Annotated in this window: 12 protein-coding genes; 9 read left to right on the top strand and 3 right to left on the bottom strand. The window is 69.7% G+C overall.

Features of this window, described 5'->3' with window-relative positions:
* Window position 1 precedes the first annotated feature (1 nt).
* Window positions 2-1,066, top strand: coding sequence for a DNA polymerase IV (locus HFP89_RS05135; RefSeq protein ID WP_168716572.1), 1,065 nt, complete (start codon window positions 2-4; stop codon window positions 1,064-1,066).
* A gap of 19 nt (window positions 1,067-1,085) precedes the next feature.
* On the opposite strand, the gene HFP89_RS05130 is transcribed toward HFP89_RS05135, so the two are convergent.
* Window positions 1,086-2,771 carry an AMP-binding protein gene (locus tag HFP89_RS05130; RefSeq protein ID WP_168716571.1) on the bottom strand — a complete coding sequence of 562 codons (1,686 nt, stop codon included), beginning with the start codon at window positions 2,769-2,771 and terminating at the stop codon, window positions 1,086-1,088.
* 169 nt (window positions 2,772-2,940) lie between these two features.
* Between HFP89_RS05130 and HFP89_RS05125 the strand changes: the two genes are divergently transcribed.
* From HFP89_RS05125 to HFP89_RS05095, 7 genes are all read left to right on the top strand, one after another.
* On the top strand, window positions 2,941-4,863 hold the full coding sequence (locus HFP89_RS05125; RefSeq protein ID WP_168716570.1) for a CBS domain-containing protein: 1,923 nt from the start codon (window positions 2,941-2,943) through the stop codon (window positions 4,861-4,863).
* Window positions 4,853-5,335 (top strand): nuclear transport factor 2 family protein, encoded by a 483-nt coding sequence (locus tag HFP89_RS05120; protein WP_168716569.1) that lies wholly within the window; start codon window positions 4,853-4,855, stop codon window positions 5,333-5,335. The genes HFP89_RS05125 and HFP89_RS05120 overlap by 11 nt, the downstream gene beginning before the upstream one ends.
* A gap of 95 nt (window positions 5,336-5,430) precedes the next feature.
* Window positions 5,431-8,526, top strand: a complete 3,096-nt coding sequence (locus tag HFP89_RS05115; protein WP_168716568.1) for a DEAD/DEAH box helicase — start codon at window positions 5,431-5,433, stop codon at window positions 8,524-8,526.
* Window positions 8,527-8,582: 56 nt separating this feature from the next.
* Window positions 8,583-9,602, top strand: coding sequence for a lipoyl synthase (gene lipA, locus HFP89_RS05110; protein WP_168716567.1), 1,020 nt, complete (start codon window positions 8,583-8,585; stop codon window positions 9,600-9,602).
* A 3-nt stretch (window positions 9,603-9,605) separates the two neighbouring features.
* Window positions 9,606-9,959 (top strand): hypothetical protein, encoded by a 354-nt coding sequence (locus HFP89_RS05105; protein WP_168716566.1) that lies wholly within the window; start codon window positions 9,606-9,608, stop codon window positions 9,957-9,959.
* Complete coding sequence (locus tag HFP89_RS05100) at window positions 9,946-12,150, top strand: prolyl oligopeptidase family serine peptidase (RefSeq protein ID WP_168716565.1); 2,205 nt, start codon at window positions 9,946-9,948, stop codon at window positions 12,148-12,150. Before HFP89_RS05105 ends, HFP89_RS05100 begins: the two co-directional genes overlap by 14 nt.
* Entirely contained in the window at window positions 12,132-12,674 is a 543-nt protein-coding gene (locus tag HFP89_RS05095) for a DUF2062 domain-containing protein (protein ID WP_168716564.1), read from the top strand. Before HFP89_RS05100 ends, HFP89_RS05095 begins: the two co-directional genes overlap by 19 nt.
* Here HFP89_RS05095 and HFP89_RS05090 read toward each other — a convergent pair.
* Window positions 12,667-15,111: an EAL domain-containing protein gene (locus HFP89_RS05090; protein WP_168716563.1), complete on the bottom strand. Its 2,445-nt coding sequence runs from the start codon at window positions 15,109-15,111 to the stop codon at window positions 12,667-12,669. The two genes, HFP89_RS05095 and HFP89_RS05090, sit on opposite strands and share 8 nt — an antisense overlap.
* On the bottom strand, window positions 15,108-15,641 hold the full coding sequence (locus HFP89_RS05085) for a GNAT family N-acetyltransferase (protein ID WP_168716562.1): 534 nt from the start codon (window positions 15,639-15,641) through the stop codon (window positions 15,108-15,110). The genes HFP89_RS05090 and HFP89_RS05085 overlap by 4 nt, the downstream gene beginning before the upstream one ends.
* A gap of 123 nt (window positions 15,642-15,764) precedes the next feature.
* Between HFP89_RS05085 and HFP89_RS05080 the strand changes: the two genes are divergently transcribed.
* Window positions 15,765-16,043: a hypothetical protein gene (locus HFP89_RS05080; protein WP_168716561.1), complete on the top strand. Its 279-nt coding sequence runs from the start codon at window positions 15,765-15,767 to the stop codon at window positions 16,041-16,043.
* Window positions 16,044-16,053 lie beyond the last annotated feature (10 nt).

Genomic DNA, 16,053 nt, shown 5'->3' with positions numbered 1-16,053 from the left:
AATGGTGAACCAGCGACGGCTGATCGCGCACGTCGACATGGACGCGTTCTTTGCCAGCGTCGAGCAACGCGACCGGCCGGACCTGCGGGGCCGTCCGGTCATTGTAGGCGGCGATGGCGCCCGCGGCGTGGTCGCGGCGGCCAGCTACGAGGCCCGCCGCTACGGCGTGCGCTCGGCAATGCCGGCGGCGCGGGCCCGACGCCTGTGCCCGCACGCGGTGTTCGTGCGCGCCCGGCACGCGCACTATCGCGAAGTGTCCGAGGCGATCTTCGAGGTCTTCGCGGCGCATGCCGAGCGGGTCGAGGGGCTGAGCCTGGACGAGGCCTACCTGGACCTCGGTCCGTTCGATCCGGCGATCTTGCCGGCCGCGATCGGTCGGCGCCTGAAACAGGCCGTGTTCGACGCCACCGGGCTGACCGCCTCGGTCGGACTGGCCGGGACCAAGCTGATCGCCAAGCTGGCGTCGGACTACGACAAGCCCGACGGGCTGACCTGGGTCCCGGACGAAACGGTCCAGCGCTTTCTCGATCCGCTGCCGATCCGGCGCCTTCCGGGCATCGGTCCGAGCACCGCCGGGCGGCTGCACGACGCCGGCATCTTCACCGTCGGGCAGCTGCGCCAGGGTCCGGAAAGCCTGCTGAGCCAGGCACTGGGGCGGCAGGCCGGAACCTTTCGGCAACGCGCGGCCGGCATCGACCCGAGGCCGGTCGACGACCGTCGGGTGCGGCGCTCGATCAGCCAGGAAAGCACGTTTTCCGAGGACCTGCACGAGCTCGCCGCGATCGAGGAGGTGATCCGGACCCAGGCCGCGGCCTGCGCCCGCCGGCTGCGCGAGCGTTCGCTGTACGCCCGCACGGTCCATCTGAAACTGCGCTCGGGCGGGTTCTCGACGCTGACCCGGAGCCAGTCGCTGGACGGCTACACCCGGAATGCCGAGACGGTGGCCGAGGCGGCCTGCGCGCTGGCCCGGGCCTGGGCCGGCTACCAGAGCCGGATCGGCGTGCGCCTGATCGGGACCGGGGTGTCCGGGCTGGAAGGCCAGCCCGATCCCGGACAGATTCTCTGACTCGGCGGTTTCGGCCGGATCAGCTGCTGCGCGCCTCACCGAACTTGTCGCGCAGTTCGCGGCGCAGGATCTTGCCGACATTGGTCTTCGGCAGCTCGTCGACGAATTCGACGTACTTCGGGACCTTGTAGCCGGTCAGCTGCTCCTTGCAGTGGGCGCGCAGTTCATCGACGGTCAGGCTGTCGTCCTTGCGCACCACGACGACCTTGACCAGCTCGCCGGACTTGGCGTCCTCGATCCCGATCGCGCCGACTTCGAGCACCTTGGGATGGGCGGCGACCACGTCCTCGATTTCGTTCGGATAGACATTGAAGCCGGACACCAGGATCATGTCCTTCTTGCGATCGACGATGAAGAAGTAGCCCTTCTCGTCGCAGCAGGCCATGTCACCGGTCTTCAGCCAGCCGTCGTCGTCGAGCACCTTGGCGGTCTCTTCCGGCCGTTGCCAGTAGCCCTTCATGACCTGGGGGCCTCGGATGCAGAGCTCACCGGGCTCACCGACCGGCACCTCGTTGCCTTCGGTGTCGATGACCTTGCCCTCGGTCGACGGGATCGGCAGCCCGATCGCGCCGTTGTAGTCGGTCAGGTCCATCGGGTTGATGCAGGCCGCCGGCGAGGTCTCGGTCAGTCCGTAGGCCTCGATCAGCGGCACGCCGGTGACCTGCTTCCAGCGCTCGGCCACGGCGCGCTGCACGGCCATCCCGCCGCCGAGCGTGAAGCGCAGCTTGCTGAAATCGACCTGGTCGAAACCGGGCGTGTTCAGCAGGCCGTTGAACAGCGTGTTGACGCCGGTGATCGCGGTGAACGGCGAGGCCTTCAGCGTCTTGACGAAGCCGTTCATGTCGCGCGGATTGGTGATCAGCAGGTTACGGCCGCCGAACTTGATGAACACCAGGCAGTTCGCCGTCAGCGCGAAGATGTGATAGAGCGGCAACGCGGTGACGATGATCTCTCGACCGTAATCGATGTTGTTGCCCAGCCAGGCCGAGGACTGCTGGACGTTGGCCACGATATTGCCGTGGGTCAGCATCGCGCCCTTCGACACCCCGGTCGTGCCGCCGGTGTACTGCAGGAAGGCGAGGTCGTCGTGGTTCAGCGCCGGCCGATCCAGCGACTGCGACGCGCCGGCCTTCAGCGCGGCCGTGAAGCGCACGGCACCGGGCAGGTTGTAGGCCGGCACTTCCTTCTTGACGTGGCGCAGCACGAAATTGATCAACGAGCCCTTCGGGAAGCCGAGCAGGTCGCCGACGCCGGTCACGAAGACGTGTTCGCAGGCCGGACAGTCGCCGATCACGGTATCGAGGGTGTGGGCGAAATTCTCCAGCACCACGATCGCCCGCGCCCCGGAATCGTTGAGCTGGTGCTTCAGTTCGCGCGCGGTGTAGAGCGGGTTGGTGTTGACCACCACCAGGCCGGCCCGCAGCACGCCGAACAGTGCGATCGGGTACTGCAGCAGGTTGGGCAGCATGATCGCGACCCGATCGCCGCGCTCCAGGCCCAGCGATTGCAGGTAGGCGCCGAATGCGGCACTCCTGCGGTCGAGCTCGGCGTAGGTGATCGTCGCGCCGAAATTCTCGTACGCGACCCGGTCGGCGTATTCGACGCAACTGCTTTCGAAGATATCGACCACGGAACTGAACTCGCCCATGTCGATCCGGTCCGGAATGCCGTCGGGATACTGCTGCAGCCAGGCCTTGTCGCTCATTGTCGAAGATTCCCTTTCTTGTGTTTGTCTACCCGCCGCCTAGATTCGCACAGACCCACGGGCCAGACAAGGCCGGCCGGTTTGCCGGCGATCGATAGGACGTTTATCATCCGGGGTATCCGGCCGCTTCGTGGCGTACGCCGGACCGCGGCTGGAACCGGGACGACCGATGGGCGAGCAGAACGTAGAGCGCAGCAGCGACGAGGGAACGCGTCGTGCCTTCATGAAGGCACTGCTGAACGAGGTCAGGGCCATGGAGGCGATGCTTGCTGCCGGGCACTTCGAAAGCGGAATCCGCCGGATCGGCGCCGAACAGGAGATGTTCCTGGTCGACCGGGCCTACCGGCCGGCGATGACCGCGATGCAATTGCTCGACGAGCTGGACGACCCGAGGTTCACCCACGAACTCGGCCTGTTCAATCTCGAGGCCAACCTGTCGCCGCTGGAGCTGGGCGGCTCGTGCCTGCGCCGGCTGGAGGAAGAGACCCAGGAAGTCGTCGCGCTGGCCCGCGAACACGCCGATCTGGTCGATTCCCGGATCGTGCTGGTCGGCATCCTGCCGACCCTGACCCGCGACCACCTGACCCTCAACGCGATGGTCCCGACCGCGCGCTACTTCGCCCTGAACGAGGCGCTGCTGAGGCTGCGCGGATCGGACTTCCAGTTCGCCATCAAGGGCATCGACCAGCTCAACTTCCAGCACGACAACCTGATGCTGGAAGCCTGCAACACCAGTTTCCAGGTCCATTTCCAGGTCGGCGCCGAGGAATTCGCGTCGCTCTACAACGTGGCCCAGGCCGTTACCGGCCCGCTGCTGGCCGCCTGCGTGAACTCGCCGATCCTGCTCGGCAAGCGGCTCTGGCACGAGACCCGCATCGCAGTGTTCGAAAATTCGATCGATGCCCGCTCCGAGGCGCTGGCCGCCCGCGGTCTGAAGCCGCGCGTCCACTTCGGCGACCACTGGATCGAAGAGTCGGTGATCGAGATCTTCAAGGAGGACATCGCCCGGTTCCGGGTGATCCTGACCACCGAGTTCGAAGACGACCCGATCGGCATGGTGGCCCGGGGCGAAGTGCCCAAACTCAACGCGCTCAGGCTGCACAACGGCACGGTGTACCGCTGGAACCGCGCCTGCTACGGCATCTCCGACAACGGCAAGCCGCATCTGCGAATCGAGAACCGGGTGATTCCGTCGGGGCCGACGGTGATCGACGAGATCGCCAACGCGGCGTTCTTCTTCGGGATGATGTCGAAGCTCTCGCATGCCGTCGACGACATCCGCGACCACCTGAACTTCGCCGACGTCAAGAGCAATTTCATGTCGGCCGCGCGCGACGGGCTGCGCGCCCAGCAGGTCTGGTTCGACGAACGCCAGATGCCGGCCCAGCAGCTGATCCTCGAAGAACTGCTGCCGCTGGCCGACGAGGGCCTGCGCGAGGCCGGCATCGACAGCGACGACATCGAGCGCTATCTCGGCGTGATCGAACGCCGGGTCGGCTCGCGCCAGACCGGCGCGCGCTGGCAGCTGCGCTCGCTGGAGAACATGGGCGATCGCGGCAGCATGCACGAGCGACTGCGCGCGCTGACCGCCGGCATGGTCCGGAACCAGAACGAAGACGGCATGGTCGCCGACTGGGAACTGGCCGAATTCGGCGTCGACCAGGACTGGCGCGAGAGCTACCGCACGGTCGGGCAGTTCATGGCCACCGACCTGTTCACGGTGCGCCCTGACGACATCGTCGACTTCGCCGCAAGCCTGATGGAATGGCGCTACGTCCGCCATGTGCCGGTCGAGGACGATTCCGGCCGGCTGCTCGGCCTGGTCAGTCATCGTCAGCTGCTGCGCCTGGTCGCCCGCGGCGACGACAAGCGCGACAACGGCGATCCGGTGATGGTCCGCGACATCATGCGCCCCGATCCGATGACCATTTCGCCGGAGACCACGACCGTCGAGGCCATCCGGTTGATGCGCGAGAATCGACTCAGCTGCCTGCCGGTGGTCGAGAACGACAAGCTCGTCGGCCTGGTCACCGAATACGACCTGATCGTCGTCGCCTCGCGGCTGCTCGAAACCGTGCTCGATGGCGCTTGACCGCCACGGCGAAGACCGCGTTCGACGATCTCGGTTTACCGCGAGCCTGGGCCTGCTCGCACTGCTGGTCGCCGGCTGCGGAGCGCCGCCGCCGGCCGAACAACGGATCCTCGCAACCCTGGACGAAATGGAAGACGCGCTCGAAGCCGGCGAGGTCGGCGAGTTCATGGCGCCGATCGCCGAGGACTTCATCGCCGACAACGGAGCGCTGGACCGGCGCGCGCTCGGCCTGCTGGTGCGGCGCGAACGGATGGCCCGCAGCCGGATCGCCGTCACCCGCTACGACCCGGTCGTCGAACTGCACGACCAACGGCGGGCCACCGCCACCTTCGGCGCCCTGGCCACCGGCGGGTCGGGCCTGCTGCCCGACGAGGGCCAGCTGTGGCGCGTGGAGACCCGCTGGCGTCTCGACGACGGCGACTGGCGGATGATCGGTGCCGGCTGGCGGCGCGCGCTGGGCGACCGGCCGTGAGTCGACCCGCCGTGAGTCGGCCGGTCGTGAACCGGTAGGTGCCGCTCGACGGGCCATTCTCAGGTTCTGAGAACCGGCAACGGCAGTCTTCGGGGATGACCCTGTTTCCGCCGTCCGCGCAGTTCGATGGCTGGTTCCGCGACGCCGTCGGCCCGGCCACACCGGTCCAGCGTGCGGCCTGGCCGCTGCTGCGGGCCGGCCGCTCGGCCCTGCTGATCGCCGGGACCGGGCAGGGCAAGACGCTGGCGGCCTGGCGCCCCATTGCCGAAGGGCTGGTCGCCGAGACGCTGCGCGGCCAGTGCCCTGACCCGTGCAGTGACAATTGCAACGGGATCGGCAACGGCAATGGCAATGGCCACGGTCATGGTCATGGTCGGAACGATCGAAGCGCCGCCCCACCGGCCGGCGTTCGCGCGCTGCACATCGCTCCGCTGAAAGCCCTGGCTCGCGACATCCTGGTCAACCTCGATCCGCTGCTCGGCGAGGCCGGTCGGCTGCGCGGCCGGCCGGTCCGCGCGGCGCTGCGCTGCGGCGACACCCCGGCGGCCGAACGGCGCCGCCAGCTGGCGGCGGCACCCGAGGTGCTCAGCACCACGCCCGAGTCGCTGTTCGTGCTGCTCGGATCGGCCGGCGGGCGCCGCCTGCTTCGCAACGTGCGCCACGTGGTGATCGACGAAGTCCATGCCATCGCACCCGATCGTCGCGGCGCTCACCTGGCGATCACGCTCGAGCGCCTCGACGCGCTGTGCGGCTCGCCGGTCCAGCGCATCGGGCTGTCGGCCACCGCCGAACCCGCCCAGGCGCTGGCGGCCTGGCTCGGCGGGCCCACGGCGGTCGACATCGTTGCGCCGCCGGACACCCTGGATCCGACACCGAAGATCATCGTGGAGCGACCCGGACCGCCGCTCGGACCGTTCCCGGGGCTTGCGCACTGGAGCGCGATCCATGATCGGCTGGCCGATCTGGCCGGCGCAGACGGCGGGCTGCTGGTGTTCTGCGCGACCCGGGCGCAGGTCGAACGCACTGCAGCCGCGCTCGGCGAGCGACTCGGCGAAGCGCAGGTCGGGGCCCACCACGGCAGTCTGGACAGCAAGTGCCGCAGCGCCGCCGAGCAGGCCTTTCGAAACGGCGAGCTGGCCGTGCTGGTCGGCAGCGCGTCGCTGGAACTCGGGCTCGACCTCGGCCGGGTCGAACGGGTCGCCCAGGTCGGGGCCCCGGGCGGATTGAACGCGCTCCGTCAGCGGGCCGGTCGAAGCCGTCATCGACCCGGCGCTCGCTCGCAGCTGCACTGGTTTCCGCTGACCCGGCACCAGCTGCTGGAGCTCGAAGCGATGCACGCCGCGCTCGAGGACGGCGCCATGGACCGACTTGCCGCCGCGCCCGCCTATCGGGATGTTCTTGCCCAGCAACTGCATGCACTGGTCGCGTTCGACGGGCTGCAGACGATCGACGCGGTGCATCGCCGGGTCCGCGGCGCATGGCCGTGGCGACAGCTCGAAGCCGACGCGTTGCGCGCGCTCGCCGGCGCGCTGGGCACGGTCGATCGTCGCCTGCCGCCGGCCCAGCGTCCGCCGGCGCTGGCTTTCGATCCGGACACCGACCGGCTGCAGGTACCGGCCGGCCTGCACCGGCTGATCCTGGCCAATGCCGGCACCATCCCGGAATGGTTCGAATACCGGGTCGTCGCGCAGCCGGGTGGTGCCGAAGTCGGCCGGCTGGACGAGGAGTTCGCCTTCGAATCCTCGCCGGGGCAGGTCATCCAGCTCGGTCACCGACGGTTCCGGATCCTGCGCGTGCGCTGCGGGCAGGTCGACGTCGAACCGGCCGACCGCGAACCGGCGGCCGAACTGCCGTTCTGGTTCGGCGATGGGCCGGGCCGCACCGATGCCGTTCGTCACGCGATCCTGGCCCGGCTCGAGCATGGCCTGCGCGACCCCGAACTGCTCGGCTGGATGGCCGAGGCCGAGACCGCCCTCGGCGCGTTGCCGGGACCGCGCCGGCTGGTCGTCGAGCGATTTTTCGACCCCAACGGAGATCGCCACCTGGTCCTGCATACCTTCGCCGGTGCCCGGATCAACCGGGCCTGGGGCCTGGCCCTGCGCAAGCGGTTCTGCCGGCAGTTCAACTTCGAGCTGCAGGCCGCGGCCACCGACGACGGCGTGCTGATCTCGCTGGGTGTGACCAGCCAGTTCGATGCCGCCGACGTGGTCCGGTTCGTCCGCGCCGACAGCGCACGCGATGTCCTGGTCCAGGCCCTGCTCGACACGCCGCTGTTCCTGACCCGATTCCGCTGGGCGGCCAACACCGCGCTGCTGCTGCCGCGGGTCGATCATCGCGGTCCGGTGCCGGCCCAGCAGCAGCGCAGCCGGACCGAGAACCTGGTCGCCTGCGTGTTCCCCGATCAGCTGGCCTGCCTGGAGAACCTGTCCGGTCCGCGCGCGGTGCCCGAGCATCCGCTGGTCCGCCAGGCGCTGGACGACTGCCTGCACGAGCACATGGACGTCGATGGCCTGATCGCGTTGCTCGCCGCGATCGAAGGCGGCGAAATCGACGTCCACGCGGTCGATCTCGAGCGACCCTCGCCGCTGGCCGAGGGCCTGATCCACGCACCGCGTCACAGCTATCTCGATGATGCCGCGGCCGAGGAACGACGAACGCGAAGTTTCGAGGCCTCACCCGGCCGGGGCAGGGCGCGCGCCCGACCGGCCCCGACCGCCGTGCGTCGTTCGGCGCCGGATGCGCCACCCGCGACCCGGTCGGCGCTGCGCCTGCCGCACCGCCCGGAGGCGCTCGAACGCCTGCTGCGGACCGCCGGATTCCTGACCGCAGTGGAGGGCGAACGCGGCATCGGACTGGCCGGAACGCCGGCCGGCGGCTGGGCCGGACCGTTCGCGACGCTGGTCCGGCAGCGGCGGGCAATCGCCTTGCGCAGCCCGTGCGGACCCGGCCCGGCGCGACTGTGGGTGACCATCGAGCGGCTGCCTGCCGTGCGGGCCCTGTGGCCGGACCTCGAGCCGACCACCTGGTTGCCACCGGACGTCGAACGAGCCGAGTCCGACGCGCCGGAGCGGGCGCTGCGCGCGCGCCGCCGGCGACTCGGCCTGGGCTGGCCGGACCCGGCCGGCGATCGCACGGCGGCTGACCCTGCCCGGGGCTCGCTCCGGCGCCCCGCCGTCGGCGCGGGAAGTTGACGGGCGCGGTTCGCGGATTCGCTACAATGGCGCGTTTTCAACGGCACGGTTCCGACATGTCCCAGGCTCCGATCGACACCGCCGAACCCTCGATCCCGATCACCGTCAAGAGCGGCGAGAAGGTCCGCAAGCCGCAGGGCTTCACGGCCATCCGCGACGGCATCAAGACCCGCCGCGACGCCCAGGCCGATCCGGTCGGGCGCAAGCCCGAGTGGCTGCGCGTCCGCCTGCCGACGGTCGGCAACGGCGGCAAGTACGAGCAGGTTCGGGCCAACGTCAAGAAGCACAAGCTGGCCACGGTCTGTGCCGAGTCGAAGTGTCCGAACATCGGCGAGTGCTGGAGTGCAGGCACCGCCACCATCATGCTGATGGGCGATGTCTGCACCCGCGCCTGCCGGTTCTGCTCGGTCGATACCGGCAATCCGCGCGGCTGGCTGGACGCCGACGAACCGGCCAATGCGGCCGAATCGGTCCGGTTGATGGACCTGAAATACATCGTGCTGACCTCGGTCGACCGCGACGACCTGCCGGACGGCGGCGCGGGTCATTACGCGGCGTGCATCCGCGAAATCAAGAAGATCAACCCCAGGACCGCCGTCGAGGCCCTGACGCCGGATTTCCAGGGCCGCCACGAGTGCGTCGAAACCGTCATCGACAGCGGGCTGGAGGTGTTCGCCCAGAACGTCGAGACCGTGCGGCGACTGACCCACCCGGTGCGCGATCCGCGGGCCTCCTACGAGCAGACGCTCGACGTGCTGGCCCACGCCAAGAAGCATCGGCCCGACATCCTGACCAAGACCAGCCTGATGCTGGGCCTGGGCGAGACCGACGACGAGGTCGTCGAATGCATGCGCGATCTGCGCGCGATCGGGATCGACATCGTGACCTTCGGCCAGTACCTGCGACCGACGATGAACCACCTGCCGGTCGATCGCTACGTCACCCCGGACACCTTCCGGCGCTTCCGCGAGATCGGTCTGGACATGGGCTTTCTCGAAGTGGTGTCCGGTCCGCTGGTGCGCTCCAGCTACCGTGCCGAGCGGGTCCTGGAAAAGAACAACTGCGGCCTCGATTGACCGGTGCCCTCCGCGGACGCCGAGGCGGCACTGGACGCGCTCGGGCGCGTGCTCGAAGACGCCCGGGTCCAGCGCCGCACGATGACCTACCTGCAGGCGGCCGACGCGATCCGGCTGCCGCCCCCGCGCCGGATCCATCGCCTGACCCGACTGCTCGAGCGACTGGCGCGCGAGGATGCCGCTGCCGGCCGGCCGCTGCGTTCGGCGCTGGTGACCAGCCGGATCCGCGACGGCCTGCCGGCGCCCGGTTTCTTCGAGCTGGCCGTACGGATCGGCGCGATCCCGGCCGAACGGCCAGCCGCCGACGCCCACCGCGAACTCCTGGAGCAGTTGTTCTCGGCCGATGACGCCGACTGATCCCGCGCCGAGCGCTCGGTCGGCCGCCCACGGCAAGGCCTGTCCGGCCGCGCTGCGGGCGGCGCCGCTTGCCGCGGCGATTGCGGCCATCGCGCTGCTGATCGGCTGCCGGGAGCAGCCCCCGGCGCCACCGGAACCCCTGGCCGAACGCATTCCGCACGCCGTGCTGTCGCCCCAGGGCGCGTTCGGCGATCCCTACCACTGGCTGCGCGACGATACCCGCGACGACCCGAAGGTTCTCGCGCATCTGGACGCCGAAAACGCCTACGCCGACGCCATGCTGGCCCCGCTGGCCCGGCTGCGCGGGCGCCTGGCGCGCGAGCTGGAACGCCGCAGCACGGTGCTCCACGACAGCGCCCCCTGGCACGATCGCGGCTTCGTCTACCGGATCCAGCGCAGGGCCGACAGCGACGGGCTGCAGCTGCTGCGTCGACCGCACGGGCGGGCCCATGCCGAGCAGGTCCTGCTCGACGCCGAGGCGCTGGCCGACGGCGACCCGCGATTCCGCGTCGTCGGCTGGGACCTGAGCCCGGACGGCGTCCGGCTGGCCTGGCTGCAGCAGCGCAGCGGCGTGAGGTCGTTCGAGCTGATGCTCCGGGATCCGGACAGCGGTCGGATCGTCGACCCCGGGATCGACGGCGTCACCTCGCTGGCCTGGAGCGGCGACGGCCGCTGGCTGTATCTTGCGGTGGCCGATCCGGTCACGCTGCGCAGCGACCGCGTGCTCCGGCTTCCGGCCGACGGCGGAACCGCGCTGCCGGTCCATCACGAGGCCGATCCGGCGTTCCGCGCGGTGGTCGAGCGCACGCGTTCCGGGCGCTATGTCACGATCGGGCTGCGGGCGACCGACACCAGCGAGATCCTGGTCATCGACGAGCCGGGAGCCGGCGACGAACCGCCCCGAATCGACGCATTGGCCCGGCGGCGATCCGGTCACCTCTACAGCGCCGATCACGTCGGTGGGTCCTGGTTCGTGCGCAGCAATCGGGACACGCCCGATTTTCGCCTGTACGAGGTGCCGGACGACGATCGCGAGCGCTGGATCGAGCGGGCCGCACCTTCCGAGCGGGGCATGCTGCTGGAGTTCGACGTGTTCAGCGAGCACATCGCCTACGCCGAGCGGCGCGATGGGCAGCGACGGATCCACCTGCTCGACCGCCTCAGCGGCGCCCGGCAGACCATCGAACCCGGTCCGGCGCCGCAGATGCTGCAGCTCGGCCGCAACCCCGACCCGCGGGCCGATCACCTGCAGTTCGTGGTCAGCGGGCCGGCCACGCCGCCGACGACCTGGCGCCATGCCTTCGCCGACGGTGCCCGGACGCTGCTGCATCGAAGCCCCTCGGACGGCGTCGATCCGGCCGCCTACCGGGTCGAACGGCGCTGGGTCGATGCGCGCGACGGCGCGCGGGTGCCGGTCACCCTCGTGGCCCGTCGCGATACGCCGCTGGACGGCCGCGCTCCGCTGCTGATCGAGGGCTACGGCGCCTACGGCCAGTCGCTCGAACCACGCTTCGAGGCCGATCGACTCGGGCTGCTGGACCGCGGCTTCGTCGTGGCCCTGGCCCACGTGCGGGGCGGCCAGGAACTCGGTCGCCGCTGGTACCTGCGCGGACGCGGTCGGCAGAAGATCAACTCGATCAACGATTTCATCGACGTGACCGCGTCCCTGGCCGGGTCCGGGCAGGTCGACCCCGACCGGGTGTTCGCCTACGGCGCCAGCGCCGGCGGGCTGCTGGTCGCTGCGGCGGCCAACATCGCACCGCAACATTACGCGGGTATGGTCGTTCGGGTGCCGTTCGTCGACGTGATTCAGACCATGCTCGATCCATCGCTTCCGTTGACCGCCCAGGAATACCGCGAATGGGGCGACCCGCGCCAGCCGGACCAGTTCGCGATCATGAAGCGCTGGGCGCCGTACGACAACGTCAAACGCCAGGAGTATCCCGCACTGCTGGCCACCGCGGCGCTGTGGGATGCCCAGGTGCCGTACTGGGGACCGGTCAAGTGGGTCGCGCGCCTGCGGGAAAAGCGCACCAACGCCGAACCGCTGCTGCTGCGCGTCGACCTGGAGGGCGGTCATGACGGGCGCACGCGCCCGCAGGCGAGCAGCCGCGAGCGCGCAGCCGAACATGCCTTTCTGCTCGACCTCGCCGGCTGCGCCGAGGCCGAGACGTGCGTTGGCTCCGACTGACCGTCCTGCGCCGCGCGCGACGGCAGCGTGAACGGCTGCGGGCCTGGCTGGTCCGCCATCCGGTCGCCGCGCGGCTGCTGGAGCGCAGCGGTTGCCTGAACGCCGATGAATACGCGCTGGCGCGCGGCGTTTCGCTGGGCCTGTTCGTGGGCTTCACGCCCACGGTCGGCGTCCAGTCCGTGATCATGATGTTCGGTTCGCTGCTGTTCCGCGCCAATTTCCCGGCCGCGCTGGTCGCCTCGCTGGTCAGCAACCCGCTGACCGTGGCCCCCTTGTATTTCGCGTTCCATCGAACCGGACAATGGTTGCTGGCCGGGTCGTCGCCGGTGGTCGAGGCCGCGACGCGCTCGGCCGGCCTTGCGGGGCTGAATGCCGCGGCGCTGGCGCTGGGCAGCCTCGCGATCGCGTTGCCGTCGGCGGTGGTCGGGTACGTCGCCTTTCTCGCGCTGTGGCGAGCGCTGGATGTCCCGGTTCGGCGCCGTCAGACCCGCCGACGAACGGATCGAGCCCGACGGCTCAGCTGACCGTTTCCGGGCGCCGGCTCGGCAGTTCCAGCTCGTCGATCCGGCACGGGTTGTGAATGATGTGCCCCTGCAGGTAATCGATGCCGATCTGCCTCAGGCGGAGCAGCACTTCGACGCTCTCGACCGATTCGGCCACGGTCTCCAGGCCGGCGATGCGCGCGATCTCGTGGACCGACCGGACCATGGCATGGTCGAGTTCGCTGTGGGCCAGCTCGCGCACGAAGCCGCCGTCGATCTTGACCATGTCCACCGGCAACTGCTTGAGGTAGTCGAAGGTCGACAGGCCCTTGCCGAAATCGTCCAGCGCGATCCGGCAGCCCAGCTCGCGCAGCGCGCCGAAGAAGGCGCGGGCCTCGTCCAGGCTGTGGATGGCGGCGGTTTCGGTCACTTCGAAACACAGCGACTGCGGCGGCACGCCGTGTGAACGGATCCGCTCGATGATCTCCGGCAGCATGGTTTCGCAATCGACCGACTGGCCCGACAGGTTGATGTGCCAGACCGCAATGCCGGGCAGCCGCGCCGAGGCGGCGCGGATCTCGGCCAGGGCGTGATCGACGACCCAGCGGTCGACCGTGCGGGCGATGTGGAAGCGCTCGGCGGCTTCCATGAACCGGCTTGCAGTGTGCAGTTCGCCGCTTGCTTCCTTCAGCCGCAGCAGCAGTTCGCAGCGATACGGCCCGTCGCCCATCGGCTGGATCAGCTGGGCGTGGAACCGCAGCTGGCTGTCGCCCAGTGCCTGGTTGATCCGGTGCACCCAGTCCATTTCTTCGTGCCGTCGGCGCGAGGAATCGTGATCGTCGGAGTGGACCTGCAGGCGGTTGCGTCCCTGGTCCTTGGCTTCGTGGCAGGCGATGTTGGCCTGCTGAAGCAAGGTGGATGCATCGCGCTGGTCGTCGCCGAACGGCACCAGGCCGATGCTCGAGCTGATCGTCACCGGCCGTTCTTCCCAATGGAACGAGAACGCCGTGATCACGGCTCGAACCCGCTCGACGACCTCGATCGCCTTGTCCTGGGCACAATTCTTCAGCAGGACGCCGAATTCGTCGCCGTCGAGCCGGGCCAGCAGATCGCCTTCACGCAGGCAGGCCTGCATGCCATCGGCCAGGCGGACCAGCAATGCGTCACCGGCCAGGTGGCCGAAGGAATCGTTGACGACCTTGAACTGGTCCAGGTCGACCAGGGCGAGCGCGTGGCGGGCCCGGGTCCGATCGGCGCGGTGCAGCAGCTGGTTGAGACTGCGCTCGAACTCGCGCCGGTTGGGCAAGCCGGTGAGCTGATCGTGCGCGGCCTGGTAGGCCAGCTCGCCGGCCAGTCGATGCGGCTCGGAAATATCCTCCAGCACAGCGACCTGAACCTCGCCGTCACCGCCGGCGCTCGGGTCCAGCGGAGCCAGCGACAGCTTGCCCCAGACCACGCTGCCGTCGGGGCGCAGGTAGCGGGTCTCGAGCTCGGACCCGACGCCGCCGCGTTCGCTGCGGTCGATGATGAACTTGCGCAGTGCACCGCGATCGCGCGGGTGGGAAAAATGCGTCAGCGGCTGGCCGGCCAGTTCGTCGGGGCGGCGCTGCAGCAACCGCGAAAGCGCTTCGTTGCGCTCCAGCAGCGCGCTCTGGCGGTCGATCAGGGCCATGCCGACCGGAGCCTGTTCGAAGGTCGTCCAGAACCGTCGCTCCGAGCGCCGCAGGCCGCGTGCCGCGCGAACCGCGGCGATCATCAGCAGCGCACCGATCGTTGCCAGGACGGCCAGCGACAGCCAGCGCGCGGTGCGTTCGATCGCCGCGCTGGCCTCTGCCATCGCCGCGGCGAACGCCAGGGTGTCGCGCGCGAGACTGTGATCGATCAGCGCCAGTTCGTCACGGATCGAAGCCCGGACCGCCGCATGCGCTTCGTCCGGCAGGCTCCAGTAGGTTTCGAGTTCGTCGGCCAGGCTGTCGAGACGGTCCACCCAGGCATCGCTGCCGCGCCAGAGTTCGAGCGCGCGCCGGACCTCCGGCATGGTGGCGAGGAAACGCTGCAGGCGGATCATGGACGGCACGTCGTTCGCCGCATTGCCGGCGCGCACGAAGGCCTCGAGCACGCCCTCGCGGTCGACCGGCCCGGCGGCCAGCAGACGCCGCGCCTCGCGCGCAGCGCGCGGCACGATCAGCTGTTCCCGGGCAGCGGCCAGATCGGCCGGATCGCCGCGCTCGGCGTAGCGGTCGAGGCGGAAGACGACGTTCTGCTGGGCCCGCGACCAGTGACTCTCGCCGGTCACGAAGGCGCGAGTGGCCGACAAGAAATCCAGCGACACCACGATCGCCGCGATCGCTGCGGCGATCAGCACCGCGACCAGCAGGAACATCGGCAGCAGCTGTCGCGACGCGCCGACCCGACGCAGGACCGCCGCGCGGCGGACGCCGCCCGTGCGTGCCGAGGAGGGGTCGCGGCTCGCGTTCAACGGGTTGGAGCGGGCGGAGGCGCCCGGTGTGCAGCGCCGGAAAGGGCGCGGCGCGCGAGGAGCACGCCCGGTGCATCGGCGTCCGGCCGCAGCGCGAAGCCGAGCCTACGAGCGATGTGCAGCATGGCGTCGTTGTCGCTCATGATTCGTCCGTAGATGCTGGTCAGCCGTTTCTTGCGGCACCACTCGATCAGGCGCTGAAGCAGGTAGCGGCCCAGCCCGAAACCGCGCAGCTCGGCGCCGACCGTCAGCGCGAACTCGGCGTCGCGGCGGTCGGAATCGATCGCGACCCGCCCGACGGCGCCGATCCGTGCCTGCGCGGGCGGAAGGCACTCGGTGACGACGAGCGCAAAGGCACGAGCCGGGTCCAGCTGGCTCAGTGACCGCGCAAGATCCGGCGACAACTCCTTGATCGGATGAAAGAATCTAAACCGCACCTCTTCGGGTGTCAATGCCTGGAAGGCCGTGCGCAGGCGCTCGGCATCGTCGGGCCGGATCGGCCGCAGCAGCAGCTTCCGGCCGGTCGTCAAGCGAAGCGCTTCGCACCACGGTCGGCCCAGTGGGAGACGGTCGAACCGATACGAAGGGTGCGCCGATGCCATGCCGGTATCATGCCACGGTCGCGAGCCCGTCCCCACCGAACAGACACCGACATGAATCCGACCGATATCGAAGCCATCGAAGCGCTGGAACCCGCCGAACGGCGGCTGGTCGAGGCCGTCGAGGCCGCGCTGGCGGCCGGGGACGGCGAGCACAGCGTCCTGCGCCAGCGGCTGCGCAACCGGGTCGAGAAATACCGCGAGCTGGCCCGCCGGGCGCGATTCGGCGGGGCGGCGGCACGCATCGACGCGGCGGATCGACAAGCCCTGTTCGAACGCCTGCTCGCGCGCCTGGACGCGGCCATGGCGCACACGGGACCGACCGAGCGCTGAGCCGGTCGTG

This window comes from Wenzhouxiangella sp. XN79A (assembly GCF_012272825.1).
Taxonomy (GTDB): Bacteria; Pseudomonadota; Gammaproteobacteria; order Xanthomonadales; family Wenzhouxiangellaceae.
This window is presented reverse-complemented; position numbering and strand designations above follow the sequence as displayed.

Coding starts and splice junctions, on each gene's coding strand:
- HFP89_RS05130 (WP_168716571.1), bottom strand. CDS start 2,771: ATGAGCGACAAGGCCTGGCTGCAGCAGTATCCCGACGGCATTCCGGAC.
- HFP89_RS05115 (WP_168716568.1), top strand. CDS start 5,431: ATGACCCTGTTTCCGCCGTCCGCGCAGTTCGATGGCTGGTTCCGCGAC.
- lipA (WP_168716567.1), top strand. CDS start 8,583: ATGTCCCAGGCTCCGATCGACACCGCCGAACCCTCGATCCCGATCACC.
- HFP89_RS05100 (WP_168716565.1), top strand. CDS start 9,946: ATGACGCCGACTGATCCCGCGCCGAGCGCTCGGTCGGCCGCCCACGGC.
- HFP89_RS05080 (WP_168716561.1), top strand. CDS start 15,765: ATGAATCCGACCGATATCGAAGCCATCGAAGCGCTGGAACCCGCCGAA.
- HFP89_RS05120 (WP_168716569.1), top strand. CDS start 4,853: ATGGCGCTTGACCGCCACGGCGAAGACCGCGTTCGACGATCTCGGTTT.
- HFP89_RS05135 (WP_168716572.1), top strand. CDS start 2: ATGGTGAACCAGCGACGGCTGATCGCGCACGTCGACATGGACGCGTTC.
- HFP89_RS05125 (WP_168716570.1), top strand. CDS start 2,941: ATGGGCGAGCAGAACGTAGAGCGCAGCAGCGACGAGGGAACGCGTCGT.